Origin of the sequence: Janibacter sp. RAF52 (assembly GCF_052114035.1) — a bacterium.
Lineage (GTDB): Bacteria > Actinomycetota > Actinomycetes > Actinomycetales > Dermatophilaceae > Janibacter > Janibacter hoylei.
On sequence record NZ_JBFRDY010000010.1, the window covers coordinates 77515 to 91243 of the forward strand.

At 72.6% G+C, this 13729-nt stretch carries 16 protein-coding genes; 15 read left to right on the forward strand and 1 reads right to left on the reverse strand.

What is annotated here, in order from left to right:
* Positions 1–17: 17 nt before the first annotated feature.
* From proC to AB4Y78_RS12960, 3 genes are read left to right on the forward strand one after another with little or no spacing between them, the layout of a single operon-like run.
* Positions 18–806, forward strand: a complete 789-nt coding sequence (gene proC / locus AB4Y78_RS12950) for a pyrroline-5-carboxylate reductase (protein WP_128276937.1) — start codon at positions 18–20, stop codon at positions 804–806.
* The gene (locus tag AB4Y78_RS12955; protein WP_040880450.1) at positions 806–1288 is read left to right on the forward strand and encodes a GNAT family N-acetyltransferase; all 483 of its coding nucleotides are present in this window, start codon (positions 806–808) and stop codon (positions 1286–1288) included. Before proC ends, AB4Y78_RS12955 begins: the two co-directional genes overlap by 1 nt.
* A 53-nt stretch (positions 1289–1341) precedes the next feature.
* Complete coding sequence (locus AB4Y78_RS12960) at positions 1342–1860, forward strand: GNAT family N-acetyltransferase (protein WP_007924116.1); 519 nt, start codon at positions 1342–1344, stop codon at positions 1858–1860.
* 79 nt (positions 1861–1939) lie between these two features.
* Here AB4Y78_RS12960 and AB4Y78_RS12965 read toward each other — a convergent pair whose 3' ends face one another.
* A complete protein-coding gene (locus AB4Y78_RS12965; protein WP_051987785.1) occupies positions 1940–2599 on the reverse strand; it encodes a potassium channel family protein in 660 nt (219 codons plus the stop codon).
* Positions 2600–2670: 71 nt separating this feature from the next.
* On the opposite strand from AB4Y78_RS12965, the gene AB4Y78_RS12970 reads away from it, so the two are divergent.
* The 12 genes from AB4Y78_RS12970 (at position 2671) to AB4Y78_RS13025 (ending at position 13657) form a co-directional block, all read left to right on the forward strand.
* The gene (locus AB4Y78_RS12970) at positions 2671–3861 is read left to right on the forward strand and encodes an acetoin utilization protein AcuC (protein ID WP_441715489.1); all 1191 of its coding nucleotides are present in this window, start codon (positions 2671–2673) and stop codon (positions 3859–3861) included.
* A 166-nt stretch (positions 3862–4027) separates the two neighbouring features.
* Positions 4028–4225: a helix-turn-helix domain-containing protein gene (locus tag AB4Y78_RS12975; protein WP_007924109.1), complete on the forward strand. Its 198-nt coding sequence runs from the start codon at positions 4028–4030 to the stop codon at positions 4223–4225.
* 148 nt (positions 4226–4373) lie between these two features.
* Positions 4374–4472, forward strand: a complete 99-nt coding sequence (locus tag AB4Y78_RS12980) for a 30S ribosomal protein bS22 (RefSeq protein WP_003792170.1) — start codon at positions 4374–4376, stop codon at positions 4470–4472.
* A gap of 173 nt (positions 4473–4645) precedes the next feature.
* The gene (locus tag AB4Y78_RS12985; protein WP_259909747.1) at positions 4646–5698 is read left to right on the forward strand and encodes an NAD-dependent epimerase/dehydratase family protein; all 1053 of its coding nucleotides are present in this window, start codon (positions 4646–4648) and stop codon (positions 5696–5698) included.
* Positions 5698–7257 (forward strand): 1-acyl-sn-glycerol-3-phosphate acyltransferase, encoded by a 1560-nt coding sequence (locus AB4Y78_RS12990; RefSeq protein ID WP_441737199.1) that lies wholly within the window; start codon positions 5698–5700, stop codon positions 7255–7257. Before AB4Y78_RS12985 ends, AB4Y78_RS12990 begins: the two co-directional genes overlap by 1 nt.
* A 10-nt stretch (positions 7258–7267) precedes the next feature.
* Positions 7268–7516, forward strand: a complete 249-nt coding sequence (locus AB4Y78_RS12995) for a glutaredoxin family protein (protein ID WP_441715494.1) — start codon at positions 7268–7270, stop codon at positions 7514–7516.
* A gap of 122 nt (positions 7517–7638) precedes the next feature.
* The gene (locus AB4Y78_RS13000) at positions 7639–8319 is read left to right on the forward strand and encodes a redox-sensing transcriptional repressor Rex (protein ID WP_007924069.1); all 681 of its coding nucleotides are present in this window, start codon (positions 7639–7641) and stop codon (positions 8317–8319) included.
* Positions 8319–9593 carry a glutamyl-tRNA reductase gene (locus AB4Y78_RS13005; RefSeq protein WP_282071001.1) on the forward strand — a complete coding sequence of 425 codons (1275 nt, stop codon included), beginning with the start codon at positions 8319–8321 and terminating at the stop codon, positions 9591–9593. The genes AB4Y78_RS13000 and AB4Y78_RS13005 overlap by 1 nt, the downstream gene beginning before the upstream one ends.
* Positions 9590–10549: a hydroxymethylbilane synthase gene (hemC, locus tag AB4Y78_RS13010; protein ID WP_007924065.1), complete on the forward strand. Its 960-nt coding sequence runs from the start codon at positions 9590–9592 to the stop codon at positions 10547–10549. The genes AB4Y78_RS13005 and hemC overlap by 4 nt, the downstream gene beginning before the upstream one ends.
* On the forward strand, positions 10546–12186 hold the full coding sequence (locus AB4Y78_RS13015) for a uroporphyrinogen-III synthase (protein WP_441715496.1): 1641 nt from the start codon (positions 10546–10548) through the stop codon (positions 12184–12186). Before hemC ends, AB4Y78_RS13015 begins: the two co-directional genes overlap by 4 nt.
* Positions 12183–13181 (forward strand): porphobilinogen synthase, encoded by a 999-nt coding sequence (hemB, locus tag AB4Y78_RS13020; protein WP_007924060.1) that lies wholly within the window; start codon positions 12183–12185, stop codon positions 13179–13181. Before AB4Y78_RS13015 ends, hemB begins: the two co-directional genes overlap by 4 nt.
* Positions 13178–13657: a MarR family winged helix-turn-helix transcriptional regulator gene (locus AB4Y78_RS13025; protein WP_007924059.1), complete on the forward strand. Its 480-nt coding sequence runs from the start codon at positions 13178–13180 to the stop codon at positions 13655–13657. Before hemB ends, AB4Y78_RS13025 begins: the two co-directional genes overlap by 4 nt.
* Positions 13658–13729 lie beyond the last annotated feature (72 nt).

A 13729-nucleotide genomic window follows, 5' to 3' on the forward strand; every position in this document is an offset into this window, starting at 1 on the left:
ACCCAGGAGGACCCCAGATGACCACCGCGATCTACGGAGTCGGCGCCATGGGCGGCGCCATCCTCGACGGGCTCACCACGGGGGGCGACGGCGAGGTCCTCGCCGTCGTGCGCACCCCGGAGCGCGCTGCCGAGCTGCGCGAGCGGTACGCCGACCGGCCCGGGGTCGAGGTCGTCGACGCCCTCGCGGCCGCCGCCCGCGCCGACGTCCACCTCGTCGTCGTCAAGCCCTACGCCGTGGCGGACCTGCTCGCGCAGGTGCGCGACTCCCTTCGTCCCGGCTCGGTCGTCGTCTCCCTCGCGCTGGGGGTCTCCCTCGCCGACCTGGCCGCCGCGCTGCCGGACGGCGTCGCCGCGGTCCGGGGCATGCCCAACACCCCGGCTCGTGTCGGCCAGGGGATGACTGTGCTCAGCCCCGCCGCAGACGTCACCGCCGAGCAGCTGCAGCTCGTGCGCGACGTGCTCGCGCCGACCGGCGCCACCCTCGTGCTGCCCGAGGCGCAGCAGGGTGCCGCCACGGCCCTCTCCGGGTCGGCTCCCGCGTACTTCTACCTCGTCGTCGAGGCGATGGTCGATGCCGGTGTCGCCCGGGGGCTGACCCGCGCCGACGCCCTCGCCCTCGCCGGTCAGGCGGCCCGAGGGGCGGGCGCGATGCTCGTCGAGACCGGTGAGGAGGCGGCGCTGCTGCGCGCCCAGGTCACCTCGCCGGGGGGCTCGACCGCTGCGGCGCTCGCCCGCCTCGAGGCCCACGGGGTGCGGCACGCGCTCGCCGACGCCGTCGCGGCCTGCGCCGAGCGTGCGGGCTGATGGTCGCCGACTGGTCGGTGCGCCGCCTGACCGCCGACGACTGGCAGCGCTACCGGGCCATGCGGCTGGCGATGCTCCTCGACGAGCCGGCGGCCTACGGCAGCAGCTTCGCCCGGGAGGTCGCGTACGACGAGCAGAGGTGGCGCGGGCTCTTCGGGCAGGCCATCTTCCTCGCCGAGGCCCGCGACGGGCTCCCGCTCGGCGCCGCGACGCTCCTGCGGCTCGACCCGGCCGACGTCCCCGAGATCGTCGCGATGTGGGTCGCCGGCCATGCTCGCGGTCGGGGGATCGCCGATGCGCTCGTCGAGGCCGCCGTGACCGAGGCGGCGGACGGCGGCGCGACGGAGGTGCGGCTGCACGTCATGCTCGACAACCCTCGCGCCGTCGCCTTCTACGAGCGGGCCGGGTTTGCCTTCGACGGAGCCCACGGAGATGCCCCGCGATGCGACCGGATGAGTCGTGATCTGCCTTCGATCGGGTGAACAATCCGTGACCCGGCAGGGCATTTCGCCGGCGGGGATGAGAGACTCGCGCCATGAGTGAGATCACCGTGCGCGCACTGACCGAGGACGAGTGGGAGACCTACCGCACCCTTCGGCTGGAAGCGTTGCAGGAATCTCCTGACGCCTTCGTCGCCGACCACGCCACCGAGGCCGCCGAGCCCGAGGACTTCTGGCGGGCCCGCATGGGTCGCAGTGACCGCCTCGTCGCCGAGGCCGACGGCGAGCAGGTCGGCGTCGTGAGCATCGGCTCCGCCGGCGAGACGAAGTCCGAGACCGCCGGCCAGCTCTTCGGCCTCTGGGTCCGCCCCGACTGGCGCGGCCGCAGCGTCGCCGCGAGCCTCGTGCGCGAGAGCGCCCGCATCGCGGAGGGCAAGGGCCTGGGCCAGCTGTACTACTGGGTCGGGGCCGACAACGGCCGCGCGGTCGCCTTCGCCTCGAGCTTCGGCTTCCGGCCCACCGACGACCGCCGCCCGATGCGCGTCGCCGGCGACGACTCCGGCCAGGAGGAAGAGGTCGCGCTCGTCCTCGCCCTCGGCGAGGACCGCGGCTGACGCTGCCTCCACGACCACCGGCGCCCCTCCTCCCCTTCGTCCGAAGGGAGGAGGGGCGCCGTCGTGCGGTCGGCCCGGCCTACGGGCGCGCGGCCATCCGCTCGATGAGGGTCGTCGGGCCGCTGACGATGATGAGGTCGCCGCTGCGCACCTTGGTGTCCGGGCGGGCGTACGTGAAGTCCTGGCCGGGGGACTTGACCCCGACGACGGTGACGCCGTACTTGCTGCGGATGGACGACTGCTCGAGCGTGAAGCCGATCGCCTCCTGCGGCGGGGTCATCTTGACGATCGCGAAGCCGTCGTCGAACTCGATGTAGTCCATGAGCCGGCTGCCGATGAGGTGGGCCAGCCGCTTGCCCGACTCGATCTCGGGGGAGAGGACGTGGTGCACGCCGATGCGGTTGAGGATGCGCGCGTGCTCGGGGCTGACCGCCTTGGCCCACACCTTCGGCGCCTCGCCGTCGATGACGTTGACCGCGGCGAGCACGCTGGCCTCGATCGACGAGCCGATCGCCAGGACCGTCGCCGAGAAGGTGTGCGGCTTGAGGTCCTCGATCGTCGTCACCGACGTCGCATCGCCCTGGACGATGCGACCCACGCGGCCCAGGTAGGTCTCCGCGAGGGAGGGGTCCAGCTCGAGAGCCGTCACCCGGTTGCCGAGTCGGTGCAGCTCAGTGGCCACGGCGCCGCCGAAGCGGCCGAGGCCGAGGACGAGGACGTCCTCGTTGTGCAGACGCATGCGCGGCACGTGGTCCTCCGATGTGTCGGGTGGTCGTGGCACCTGACCCTAGTCGGGGTAGCGTCGGGCGCATGACGACACAGGCGTGCGCCATCTGGGGTGAGGACTTCACGCGGTACGACTTCGGCCCCGGTCACCCGATGGCACCGGTGCGTCTGGACCTCACGGCTCGGCTGTGCCGCGAGCTCGGTGTCTTCGACCAGGTCGACGTCGTCGACGTCGCCCCCGCGACCGACGAGGTCCTCCACACGGTTCACGACCCCGAGTACGTCGCTGCCGTCCGCGCCATCTCGGAGGACCCGACGGTCGCCGACGGTCGGTGGGGTATCGGCACCGACGACGTCCCCGCCTTCGCCGGCATCCACGAGTCGAGCGCTCGCATCGTCTCAGGCTCGATCGAGGCGGCCCGGCGGGTGTGGACCGGCGAGGCCGAGCACGGGGTGAACTTCACCGGCGGCATGCACCACGCGATGCGCGACCGGGCCGCCGGATTTTGCGTCTACAACGACATCGCGGCCGCGATCGCCTGGCTGCTCGACCAGGGCGTCGAGCGCGTCGCCTACGTCGACGTCGACGTGCACCACGGCGACGGGGTGCAGGAGATCTTCTACGAGGACCCCCGCGTGCTCACCGTGTCGGTCCACGAGTCCGGCCGCACGCTCTTCCCGGGCACCGGCTGGCCGGGCGACACGGGTGGAGCGGGCGCCGAGGGCACCGCGGTCAACGTCGCCCTGCCGCCCGGGGTGACCGACGGGCCCTGGCTGCGCGCCATCACCGCCGTGGCCGCCCCGGTCGTACGGGCCTTCCGGCCCCAGATCCTCGTGACCCAGCACGGCTGCGACACCCACCGGGAGGACCCGCTGGCGCACATGGCGATCTCGCTCGACGCCCAGCGCCAGGCGGCGGTCGACATGCACCGGCTCGCGCACGAGGTGTGCGACGGACGGTGGGTGGCCGTCGGCGGCGGCGGCTATGACGTCGCCGGCGCGGTCCCACGGGCGTGGACGCACCTCACGGCCATCGCTGCCCACCACCCCGTACCGGCAGCCACGGAGATCCCCATGGCCTGGCGCGAGCACGTCGAGCTCGTCTCCGGGCAGCTCGGGCCGGAGCGGATGGGCGATCTCGACGACAAGGACCTGCCGATCTGGGTCCAGCCGTGGGCGATGGGCTACAACCCGCACAGCGGCGTCGACCGGGCGATCATGGCGGCGCGTGAGGCGGTCTTCCCCCTCCACGGGCTCGACGTCTGGTACGAGTGAGCGCGATTTTTGCCCGATCTGCGGCGTGTCGGGTGGACGTGCGAGCAAAACCTGCCCCGCTCGTCTTCACAGTCGTCACATCTGCCCCTATGGTTATCCCCTGCGGGGCATGTCCAGGCTCGCCGGCACCGGTCGGCGGCACTGCCTTGCGGATGCAGAGGTGATCATGTCCAACGACCGACTGGGTGAGGTGCGTTTCCTCACCGTGGCCGAGGTCGCGTCGATCATGCGGGTGTCGAAGATGACGGTCTACCGCATGGTCCACAACGGCGACCTGCCGGCCGTGCGCGTCGGCCGCAGCTTCCGCGTCCCCGAGGACGCGGTCAACACCTACCTCGAGACCTCCTTCGTCGAGACCGCCTGAGGGGTGGCGTGAGGGCCCTCGTCCGCCCCACTCGCGAGAGCGGATAGACTCAGTCCTCTGACTCGTACCCGGTGGGGCCTGCGGCCGCAGGATCGGCATCGCTCGAGGCACCACCGCAAGCACTGATCACGACACGAAGGACATCCGCATGGGTTCTGTCATCAAGAAGCGTCGCAAGCGCATGGCGAAGAAGAAGCACCGCAAGCTGCTGCGCAAGACGCGCCACCAGCGTCGCAACAAGAAGTGACCACACGAAGGGGGCCGCACCCGGGGGACCGGGGCGGCCCCCTTCGTCGTGCCCGCGGGTGATCCCGGTCTCTCCTCGCCCAGGACGGGCAGCGCAGGCCCCATGCGCGGCGGTGCGTGACTAGGCTGCAGCCGACCGTCCCTCGCACGTCCCAACCGCAGGAAGGGGTTCTGGTGCCCGAGACCGTCCTCGTGGCCGGCGTCTCCCGCCACCTCGGTGGAGCGTTCGCCCGCCGACTCAGCCGCGACGAGTCCGTCGGCCGCATCATCGGCGTCGACGTCGTCCCCCCGCGCCACGGCATCGGCCGGGCAGAGTTCATGCGGGCCGACATCCGCAGCCCCCTCATCAGCAGGATCATCTCCGGCAACGACGTCGACACCGTCGTGCACATGGGCGTCATCGCCACCCCCCGCGCCGGTGGTGGGCGGGCGACGCAGAAGGAGATCAACGTCATCGGGACGATGCAGCTCCTGGCGGCCTGCCAGCGGGCTGAGTCGGTGACCAAGCTCATTGTGAAGTCCACCGCGGGCGTCTACGGCTCGAGCCCCCGCGACCCGGCGATGTTCACCGAGGACATGTCCGCCAAGCGGATGCCCGGCTCCGGCTGGGCCCGGGACAGCGTCGAGGTCGAGGGCTACGTGCGCGGGCTCTCCCGCCGCCGCGAGGACATCGAGATCACGACGTTGCGCTTCGCCAACGTCATCGGTCCGCGGATCCGCACCGCCTTCACCGACCACTTCAGCCTGCCGGTCATCCCGATCCCCTTCGGCTTCGACGCGCGGCTCCAGTTCGTCCACGAGGACGACTGCGTCGCGGCGATCGCCCGGGCGGTCAGCCTGCCGGGCCTGGGCGCGGTCAACGTCGCCGGTGACGGCATCATCACCGTGAGTCAGGCGGCCAACATCGCCGGTCGCCCCTACGTGCTCGTCCCCCGCATGGCGACGGGCAGCATCACCGACCTGGCCAAGCGATTCGGTCTCATGGACATCGGCTCCGACCAGGTCGACCTGCTGAGCTTCGGCCGCGGGCTCGACACCCGGCGCATGCGTGAGGACCTCGGCTTCGAGCCGGCCTACACCACCCGTGCCGCCTACGAGGACTTCGCCCGTGCGACGAAGGGGAGGGTCCTGGACCGGCTCCCCTTCGCCCAACCCGGCTGGACGGCCGTGCAGGCCGCCGAGACCGCGATGCGGGCCGTGACGCCCACCCCGGAGAGTGAGAAGTGATGGCCGAGAGCACCCCCGCAGCCCGTCGTGGGACCACGGCGAAGAAGGCCACCGCGAAGAAGGCCACCGCGAAGAAGGCCACCGCGAAGAAGGCCTCCACCAGCAAGGCCACGGCGAAGAAGTCCACGGCGACGAGGGTCGCGGCCAAGAAGACCGCGGCCGGGAAGGCCGTGGCCACGACGCCGACGAAGAAGTCCACGGCCGCGAAGAAGGCCGCGCCGGAGAAGAAGACCCCCGCGAAGAAGTCTGCCGCCGCTCGCCCGAGCACCGTCTCGGCGGCGGCCGACCGCGCCGGCGGCGAGCGCGCCCGCCGCCGCAGCACCCCGCTGCTCACCGGGCCGTCCGCTGCGGTGCCGGGTGCCGAGACGCCCCGGACCCGCGCGGCGAAGCCGGCCTCCCGGTCGACGGCTCGACCGACGACACCGCGCAAGCCGACGCTCACCGTCGTGCCCGGCCCCGACGGCGCGCCGCCCGCGGCGAAGCGGACGTCGCCCCCTTCGGGCACCCGGAGCGCCGCGCGACGTCGCACCGCCCGCACGACGACGCCGACCCGACCGGCCGCGTCGACCCGCACCACGCACCCGTCGGAGCAGCCCGCAGCCACCCCCGACAGCGGGCAGGCCCTCGTGCCGGGCCTGGCCGAGCTGCTGTCGGTGCTGCTGTCGGCGGGGCAAATGACCTCCCGCACGCTGGGCCACGCCGCAGGTGCGGCCGCCGGCGAAGGATGGGAGCGCCGTTTCAGCGAGACGCTGCAGTTCCTCCAGCGGCGGGTCAAGGGCGACTACGCGGTCGACGACTTCGGCTTCGACCGTGACTTCACGCTGCACACCGTCTTCCCCGTGCTGCGGCTGCTCAAGGACAAGTGGTTTCGCGTCGAGGTGAGGGGGATCGACAACATCCCGGCCGACGGCGGGGCACTGCTCGTCTCCAACCACTCCGGCACGGTGGCCATCGACTCGGTCATCACCCAGCTGGCGATCCACGACGCGCACCCGCAGGGACGCTTCCTGCGCATGCTCGGCGCCGACCTCGTCTTCCAGCTGCCCGTCGTCGGTGACGTCGCCCGCAAGACCGGCGCCACCCTGGCCTCCAACGCCGACGCCGAGCGTCTGCTGCGCGGGGGCGAGCTCGTCGGCGTGTGGCCGGAGGGCTTCAAGGGCGTGGGCAAGCCCTTCCGCGAGCGCTACAAGCTCCAGCGCTTCGGCCGCGGAGGCTTCGTCTCGGCGGCCGTCAAGGCGGAGGTGCCGATCATCCCGTGCTCCGTCGTCGGGGCCGAGGAGGTCTACCCGATGATCGGCAACATGAAGACGGTCGCACGTCTCGTGGGTGCGCCCTACGCGCCGATCACGCCCTTCTTCCCGCTCCTCGGTCCGCTCGGTCTCATCCCGCTGCCGAGCAAGTGGATCATCGAGTTCGGCGAGCCGATCGACACCGCGTCGCTCGGGCCCGCGGCCGCGGAGGACCCGATGCTCGTCTTCGAGGTCACCGACCAGGTGCGCGAGACGATCCAGCAGACGCTCTACTCCGTGCTCGTGACCCGACGCTCGGTCTTCTTCTAGGGGCGCTGTGGTGCCCGCCCTGCCCGAAGCCCGCGTCGTCATGGTCGGCCGCGCCGGATGCCACCTGTGCGACGAGGCGCGGGTGGTGATCCAGCGGGTCGTCGCCGAGACCGGCGACGACTTCGCCGAGGTCGACATCGACAGCCACGGTGACCTCGCGCGCTACACCGACGAGGTGCCCGTCACCTTCGTCGACGGCCGTCAGCACGACTACTGGCGTGTGGACGAAGGGCGGCTCCGCTCGGCCCTGCAGGGCTGAGACCGGGTCCTGTCCACCGCGGATCCGCGACTTTGTGCATTTGTTCACAAGAGCGTAATGTCGAGGTGTTCGGTCGTCAGGCGCCGCTCGCCCTTCGGCCGGGAGAGGAGCCGAGCCCAGCCGTGTCCGTCGATCAGGCAGCCAAGCGTGAGATTCCTGACGCGACGGTCGCCCGGCTCCCCGGGTACCTCCGGGCCCTCGGTCAGCTGACGGCTCAGGACGTCCTCTCGGTCTCCTCCGAGGAGCTCGCCCACAGTGCCGGGGTCAGCTCCGCCAAGCTGCGCAAGGACCTCAGCCACCTCGGCTCCTACGGCGTGCGCGGCGTGGGCTACGACGTGGCCCACCTGACCTACCAGATCTCGCGCGCCCTCGGCCTCACCCACGACTGGCCGGTGCTCATCGTGGGCATGGGCAACCTCGGTCGCGCGCTCGCCTCCTACGGTGGCTTCGCGACCAAGGGCTTCAAGGTCGTCGCCCTGCTCGACCGCGACCCGACGCTCGTGGGGCAGCAGCTCGACGACCTGCGCGTCCAGCCGATGACCGAGCTCGAGTCCCTCGTCACGCCGGGGGAGGCGTGCATCGGTGTCATCGCGACCCCCGCCGGCTCGGCGCAGGAGGTCGCGGACCGGCTCGTGGCCGCCGGCGTCAGCTCGATCCTCAACTTCGCCGCCACGGCGATCCAGGTGCCCGAGGGCGTCCACATGCGCAAGGTCGACCTGTCGACCGAGCTGCAGATCCTCGCCTTCCACGAGCAGCAGCGATCGGGCGGCATGACCGACGACCTCCTGGAAGGAGCCGGCTGATGAGTCTCCTTGCCTTCGGCCTCAACCACCGACGCGCCCCGATCTCCGTGCTCGAGCGCGCGGCGCTCGACGAGACGAGCCTGTCGTCGATCATCGCGGCGGCCACGGCCAGCCCCGACATCACCGAGCACCTCGTCGTCGCGACGTGCAACCGCACCGAGATCTACGCTGAGGTCAGTGCCTTCCACGGCGCCGTCGCGGACCTCACCGAGGCGCTCACCGCCTCGACGGGCATCACCCACGACGACCTCAAGAGCCACCTCGACCTGCACTACGGCGACGCCGCGGTCGCCCACGTCTTCAACGTCGCGGCCGGCCTCGACTCGATGGCCGTCGGCGAGTCCCAGATCCTCGGGCAGCTGCGTGACGCGCTCGGCCGGGGGCAGGACGACGGCCACGTCGGCCCGCACCTCAACGCACTCGTGCAGCAGGCACTGCGCACGGGCAAGAGGGTGCACTCCGAGACCGGCATCGACGAGGTCTCGCGGTCGCTCGTCACGGCGGGCCTCGACGCCGCGGAGGAGCACGTGGGCGACCTCGCCGAGGCGCACGTGCTCGTCGTCGGTGCCGGTGCGATGAGCGCCCTGGCGGCGACCAGCTGTGTGCGGCGCGGTGTCCGCGAGCTCACGGTCGTCAACCGCACCCACGAGCGCGGCCTCGCGCTCGCCGACCGGCTCGGCGGCTCGGCCCGGCCGGCACACGAGCTGGCCGGTGCGCTCGCCGACGCCGACGTGGTCATCTCCTGCACGGGGTCGACCGGTCTGGCGGTCACCCTCTCCGACGCCGCCGACGCGCAGGTGGCGCGGGGCGGCGCGCGTCAGGCCTACATCGACCTCGCGCTGCCGCACGACGTCGCCCACCAGGTCGACGACCTGCGCGGTGTCACCCGCCTGGGGCTCGCCGAGCTCGGCGACCTGCTCGGTGCCGACGGCGCCGTCCCCGAGGTGGAGCAGGCCCGGGGCATCGTCGCCGAGGCCGTGACCCAGCACCTCGGCAAGCGGGCGGCGAGCATCGCCGCACCCACCGTGCGCGCGCTGCGCAGCGCTGCCCAGCAGGTCGTCGAGCGTGAGCTCGCCCGCCTCGAGCAGCGCACCCCGGGCATGTCCGCCGCCGACCGCGCCGAGGTCGACCGGGCCGTCCACCGCATCGTCGACAAGCTGCTGCACCAGCCGACCGTGCGTGCCAAGGAGCTGGCGATCGACGGCCGCTTCGGTGAGTACGAGGACGCCCTGCGCCAGCTCTTCGACCTCCATGCCGAAGGGAGCAGCCTGTGACCACCCTCCGTCTGGGCACCCGCCGCTCTGCCCTCGCCACGACCCAGTCCGGCCACGTCGCCGACGCGCTGCGTGCCGCCGGCCACGAGGTCGAGCTCGTCGAGATCGTCACCGAGGGCGACACCAACCGCGCCTCGTTGGCGAGCATGGGCGGCACCGGGGTCTTCGCCACCGCGCTGCGCGACGCCATGCGCGCCGGGGAGGTCGACCTCGCCGTGCACTCGCTCAAGGACCTGCCGACCGCGCCGGCCCCCGGGCTGACCGTCGCCGCGGTGCCGGCCCGCGTCGACCCGCGCGATGCGCTGTGCGCTCGCGACGGGCTGACACTCGGCGAGTTGGGCGAGGGGGCCCTCGTCGGCACCGGCTCGCCGCGCCGCCGGGCCCAGCTCGAGGCGCTCGGCCTCGGTCTGCGCTTCCGCGACATCCGGGGCAACCTCGGCACTCGACTCGCCATGGTCGGTCCCGGCGACGACGAGCTCGACGCCGTCGTGCTCGCGGCCGCGGGGTTGACCCGTCTCGGGATGCTCGACCGCGTCACCGAGGTGCTCGACCCGATCCAGATGCTGCCGGCCCCCGGGCAGGGCGCCCTGGCCGTCGAGTGCCGCGCGGACGACGCGGCGGTGCTCGCCGCCCTTCGTCCTCTGGACCACGCCGATACCCACGCAGCCGTGACCGCCGAGCGCGCGATCCTCGCGGAGCTCGAGGCGGGCTGCGCCGCGCCCATCGGGGCGCTCGCCGAGGTCGTCGACGACGAGGACGGACCGGTGATCTCGCTGCGCGCCGTCGTCGCCGCCACCGACGGCTCCGGAGACCTGCGCCGGTCGATCACCGGCCCCCTCGGGGAGGCGGAGGACCTCGGTCGCCGCCTCGCCCGCACCCTCGTCGCCGACGGCGCCACGGCGCTCGCCGACCTGCAAGCCACCCACCCACCGACCGCTTCGGAGCAGATCCAGTGACCCCCCAGCGCTCTGCCGCACCCTCCACCGCAGCCCCTCGACGCCCGGCGCGTGTCGCCTTCGTCGGCGCCGGTCCGGGTGATGCCTCACTGATGACCGTGGCCGCGGTCGACCTGCTCGCCCGGGCGGACGCGGTCATCACCGACCGGCTGACCAGTGCCGACGTCCTCGCGACCCTGACGGCCGACGACGTCGACGTCGTCGACGCGAGGCACGGGGAGCACGGGCAGCAGCTGACCCACGCCATGCGCGCCAAGCTCGTCGTCAAGACGGCCAAGGCGCACCGGGGTGGACTCGTCGTGCGGCTCATGGACGGCGACCCGGCGACCTTCAACGGCCTGGCCGAGGAGGCGCAGGCCCTGGTCAAGGCCGACATCGACTTCGACGTCGTGCCCGGCGTCTCCGCCGTGAGCGCCGTCCCCACCTACGCCGGCGTGCCGCTCACCGCACGCAGCACCGGCGCGGTCCACGTCGTCAGCCTGAGCAGCGGCAAGCGCGTCGACCTGTCCGCCTCCGTCGGTGACGACGTGACGCTCGTCCTGCTCGGCCTGCCCGAGCAGCTCGAGCCGGCCTTCGCCAGCCTGCTGTCCGCCGGTCGGGCCGGAGAGACCCCCGTGGCGGTGACCCGGGGCGGGACGACGACGCAGCAGACGACCCGTGAGACCACCCTGGCCGAGGCCGCAGAGGCCCTCGAGGGTCTGGAGGAGCCGACGCTCGCCGTCGTCGGGCCGACGGTGGCGATGCGCGAGACCCTCTCGTGGTTCGAGACCAAGCCGCTCTACGGGTGGAAGGTCCTCGTCCCGCGGACCAAGGACCAGGCCGGCCCGATGACCCGGCAGTTGCTCGCCCACGGTGCGACGAGCGAGGTCGTGCCGACGATCAGCGTCGAGCCGCCGCGCACGCCGCAGGCCGTCGAGCGCGCGGTCCGCGGCCTCGTCACCGGGCGTTACCAGTGGATCGGCTTCACCTCGGTCAACGCCGTCAAGGCGATCCGCGAGAAGTTCCAGGAGTTCGGCCTCGACGCCCGTGCCTTCTCCGGGCTGAAGATCGCTGCCGTCGGCGGGGTCACCGCCGACGCCCTGCGGGAGTGGGGCCTGGAGCCCGACCTCGTGCCGAGCGGCGAGCTGTCCGCGCGCGGGCTGCTCGAGGAGTGGCCGCCCTACGACGAGGTCCTCGACCCCATCGACCGGGTCTTCCTGCCGCGGGCCGACATCGCGACGGACACCCTCGTGGCCGGCCTGCAGGACATGGGGTGGCAGGTCGACGACGTCACCGCCTACCGCACCGTGCGCGCCACCCCTCCGCCGGCGCCCGTGCGCGACGCGATCAAGCAGGGCGCCTTCGACGCGGTCGTCTTCACCTCGTCCTCGACCGTGCGCAACCTCGTCGGCATCGCCGGCAAGCCGCACGCCTCGACGATCATCGCGTGCATCGGTCCGGCGACGGTCAAGACCGCCGAGGAGGCCGGCCTGCGCGTCGACGTCATGGCCGCCGAGGCGACGGGTGAGAGCCTCGTCGAGGCGCTGGCCGACCACGGTCGTGAACTCGCCGCCGCCGCCCTCGAGGCCGGCGAAGAGGTCACCCGACCCAGCGAGCGCCGCAAGAAGTCGACGAGCCGCCGCAAGGCGAAGGGATGAGCGGGGTCGGCGCCACCGGTCCGGTCGTGCGGCCGCGACGGCTGCGGGGGAGTGCCCCCCTTCGTCGGCTCGTCGCGCAGACGCGGCTGCACCCGGCCGACCTCGTCCTGCCGGTCTTCGTCCGCGAAGGGATCGAGGCCCCGGTCGAGATCTCGTCGATGCCGGGCGTGCGGCAGCACACCCTCGAGTCGCTCGTCGACGAGGCGCGCGCCTGCGTCGAGGCGGGCATCGGCGGGATCATGCTCTTCGGCGTGCCGGCGACCAAGGACGCACGCGGCTCCGGTGCGGACGACCCCCAGGGGATCCTCAACGTCGCCACCCGGGCCGTCGTCGACGCGGTCGGTGACCGACTCGTCGTCATGACCGACCTGTGCCTCGACGAGTTCACCGACCACGGGCACTGCGGCGTGCTGGCGACGAGCGCCGACGGGCGCAGCATCGTCGACAACGACGCGACGCTCGAGCGGTACGCGTCCATGGCGCTTGCCCAGGCCGAGGCCGGAGCCCACGTGCTCGGGCTGTCCGGGATGATGGACGGCCAGGTCGCCCACGTGCGCGCCGCGCTCGACGCAGCCGGGCACACCGACACGCTCGTGCTGGCCTACGCCGCGAAGTACACCTCCGCGCTCTACGGGCCCTTCCGCGAGGCGGTGCAGTCGTCGCTCAGCGGTGACCGGGCGACCTACCAGCAGGACCCGGCCAATGCGACGGAGGCGCTGCGCGAGATCGAGCTCGACCTCGCCGAGGGCGCCGACTTCATCATGGTCAAGCCTGCCCAGCCCCACCTCGACGTCGTGGCGGCTGCCGCAGAGGTCTCGCCGGTGCCCGTCGCGGCCTACCAGATCTCGGGGGAGTACGCGCAGATCGTCGCCGCGGCCGAGCGGGGCTGGATCGACCGGGACGCGGCCGTGCTCGAGTCGCTCGTCCACATCAAGCGGGCCGGGGCCCAGATCGTGCTCACCTATTTCGCCCTCGAGATCGCGGGGCGGCTGTGAGCGACGGCCCGTGGCTCTCCGCGGGGGAGCAGCAGCACTGGCGTGCCTACCTGCGGGGGTCGCGGCTGCTCGAGCGCGCCCTCAGCGATGACCTCGCCCCCTTGGGCATCCAGCTGACCGAGTACGAGCTGCTGTCCATGCTCTCCGAGTCGCCCGGCCAGCGGATGCGGATGTCCCGGCTCGCCGACGACATCATCCAGTCCCGCTCACGGGTGACCCACACCGCCGCCCGGCTCGAGAAGCGCGGCTGGGTCGAGCGCTGCCGCTCCGTCGACGACGGGCGCGGCGTGGAGATCTCGCTCACCGACACCGGTCGTGAGGCCCTCGCCGAGCTGGCCCTGGCGCACGTCCAGTCCGTCCGGCGCCACCTCGTCGACGCACTGCCGCCCGAGCAGTTCGCGGCGCTCGGGGCGGCCATGGCGACGCTGCGTGACCAGATGGCCCCCCAGCACCACGAGATCGGTCTCGACGACTAGCCCACCCGCCCCCCTCCTGCGCATTTCCCTAGGGAAATTCTCTGGAGGGTGCGCATCTGCCTAGGGAAATTC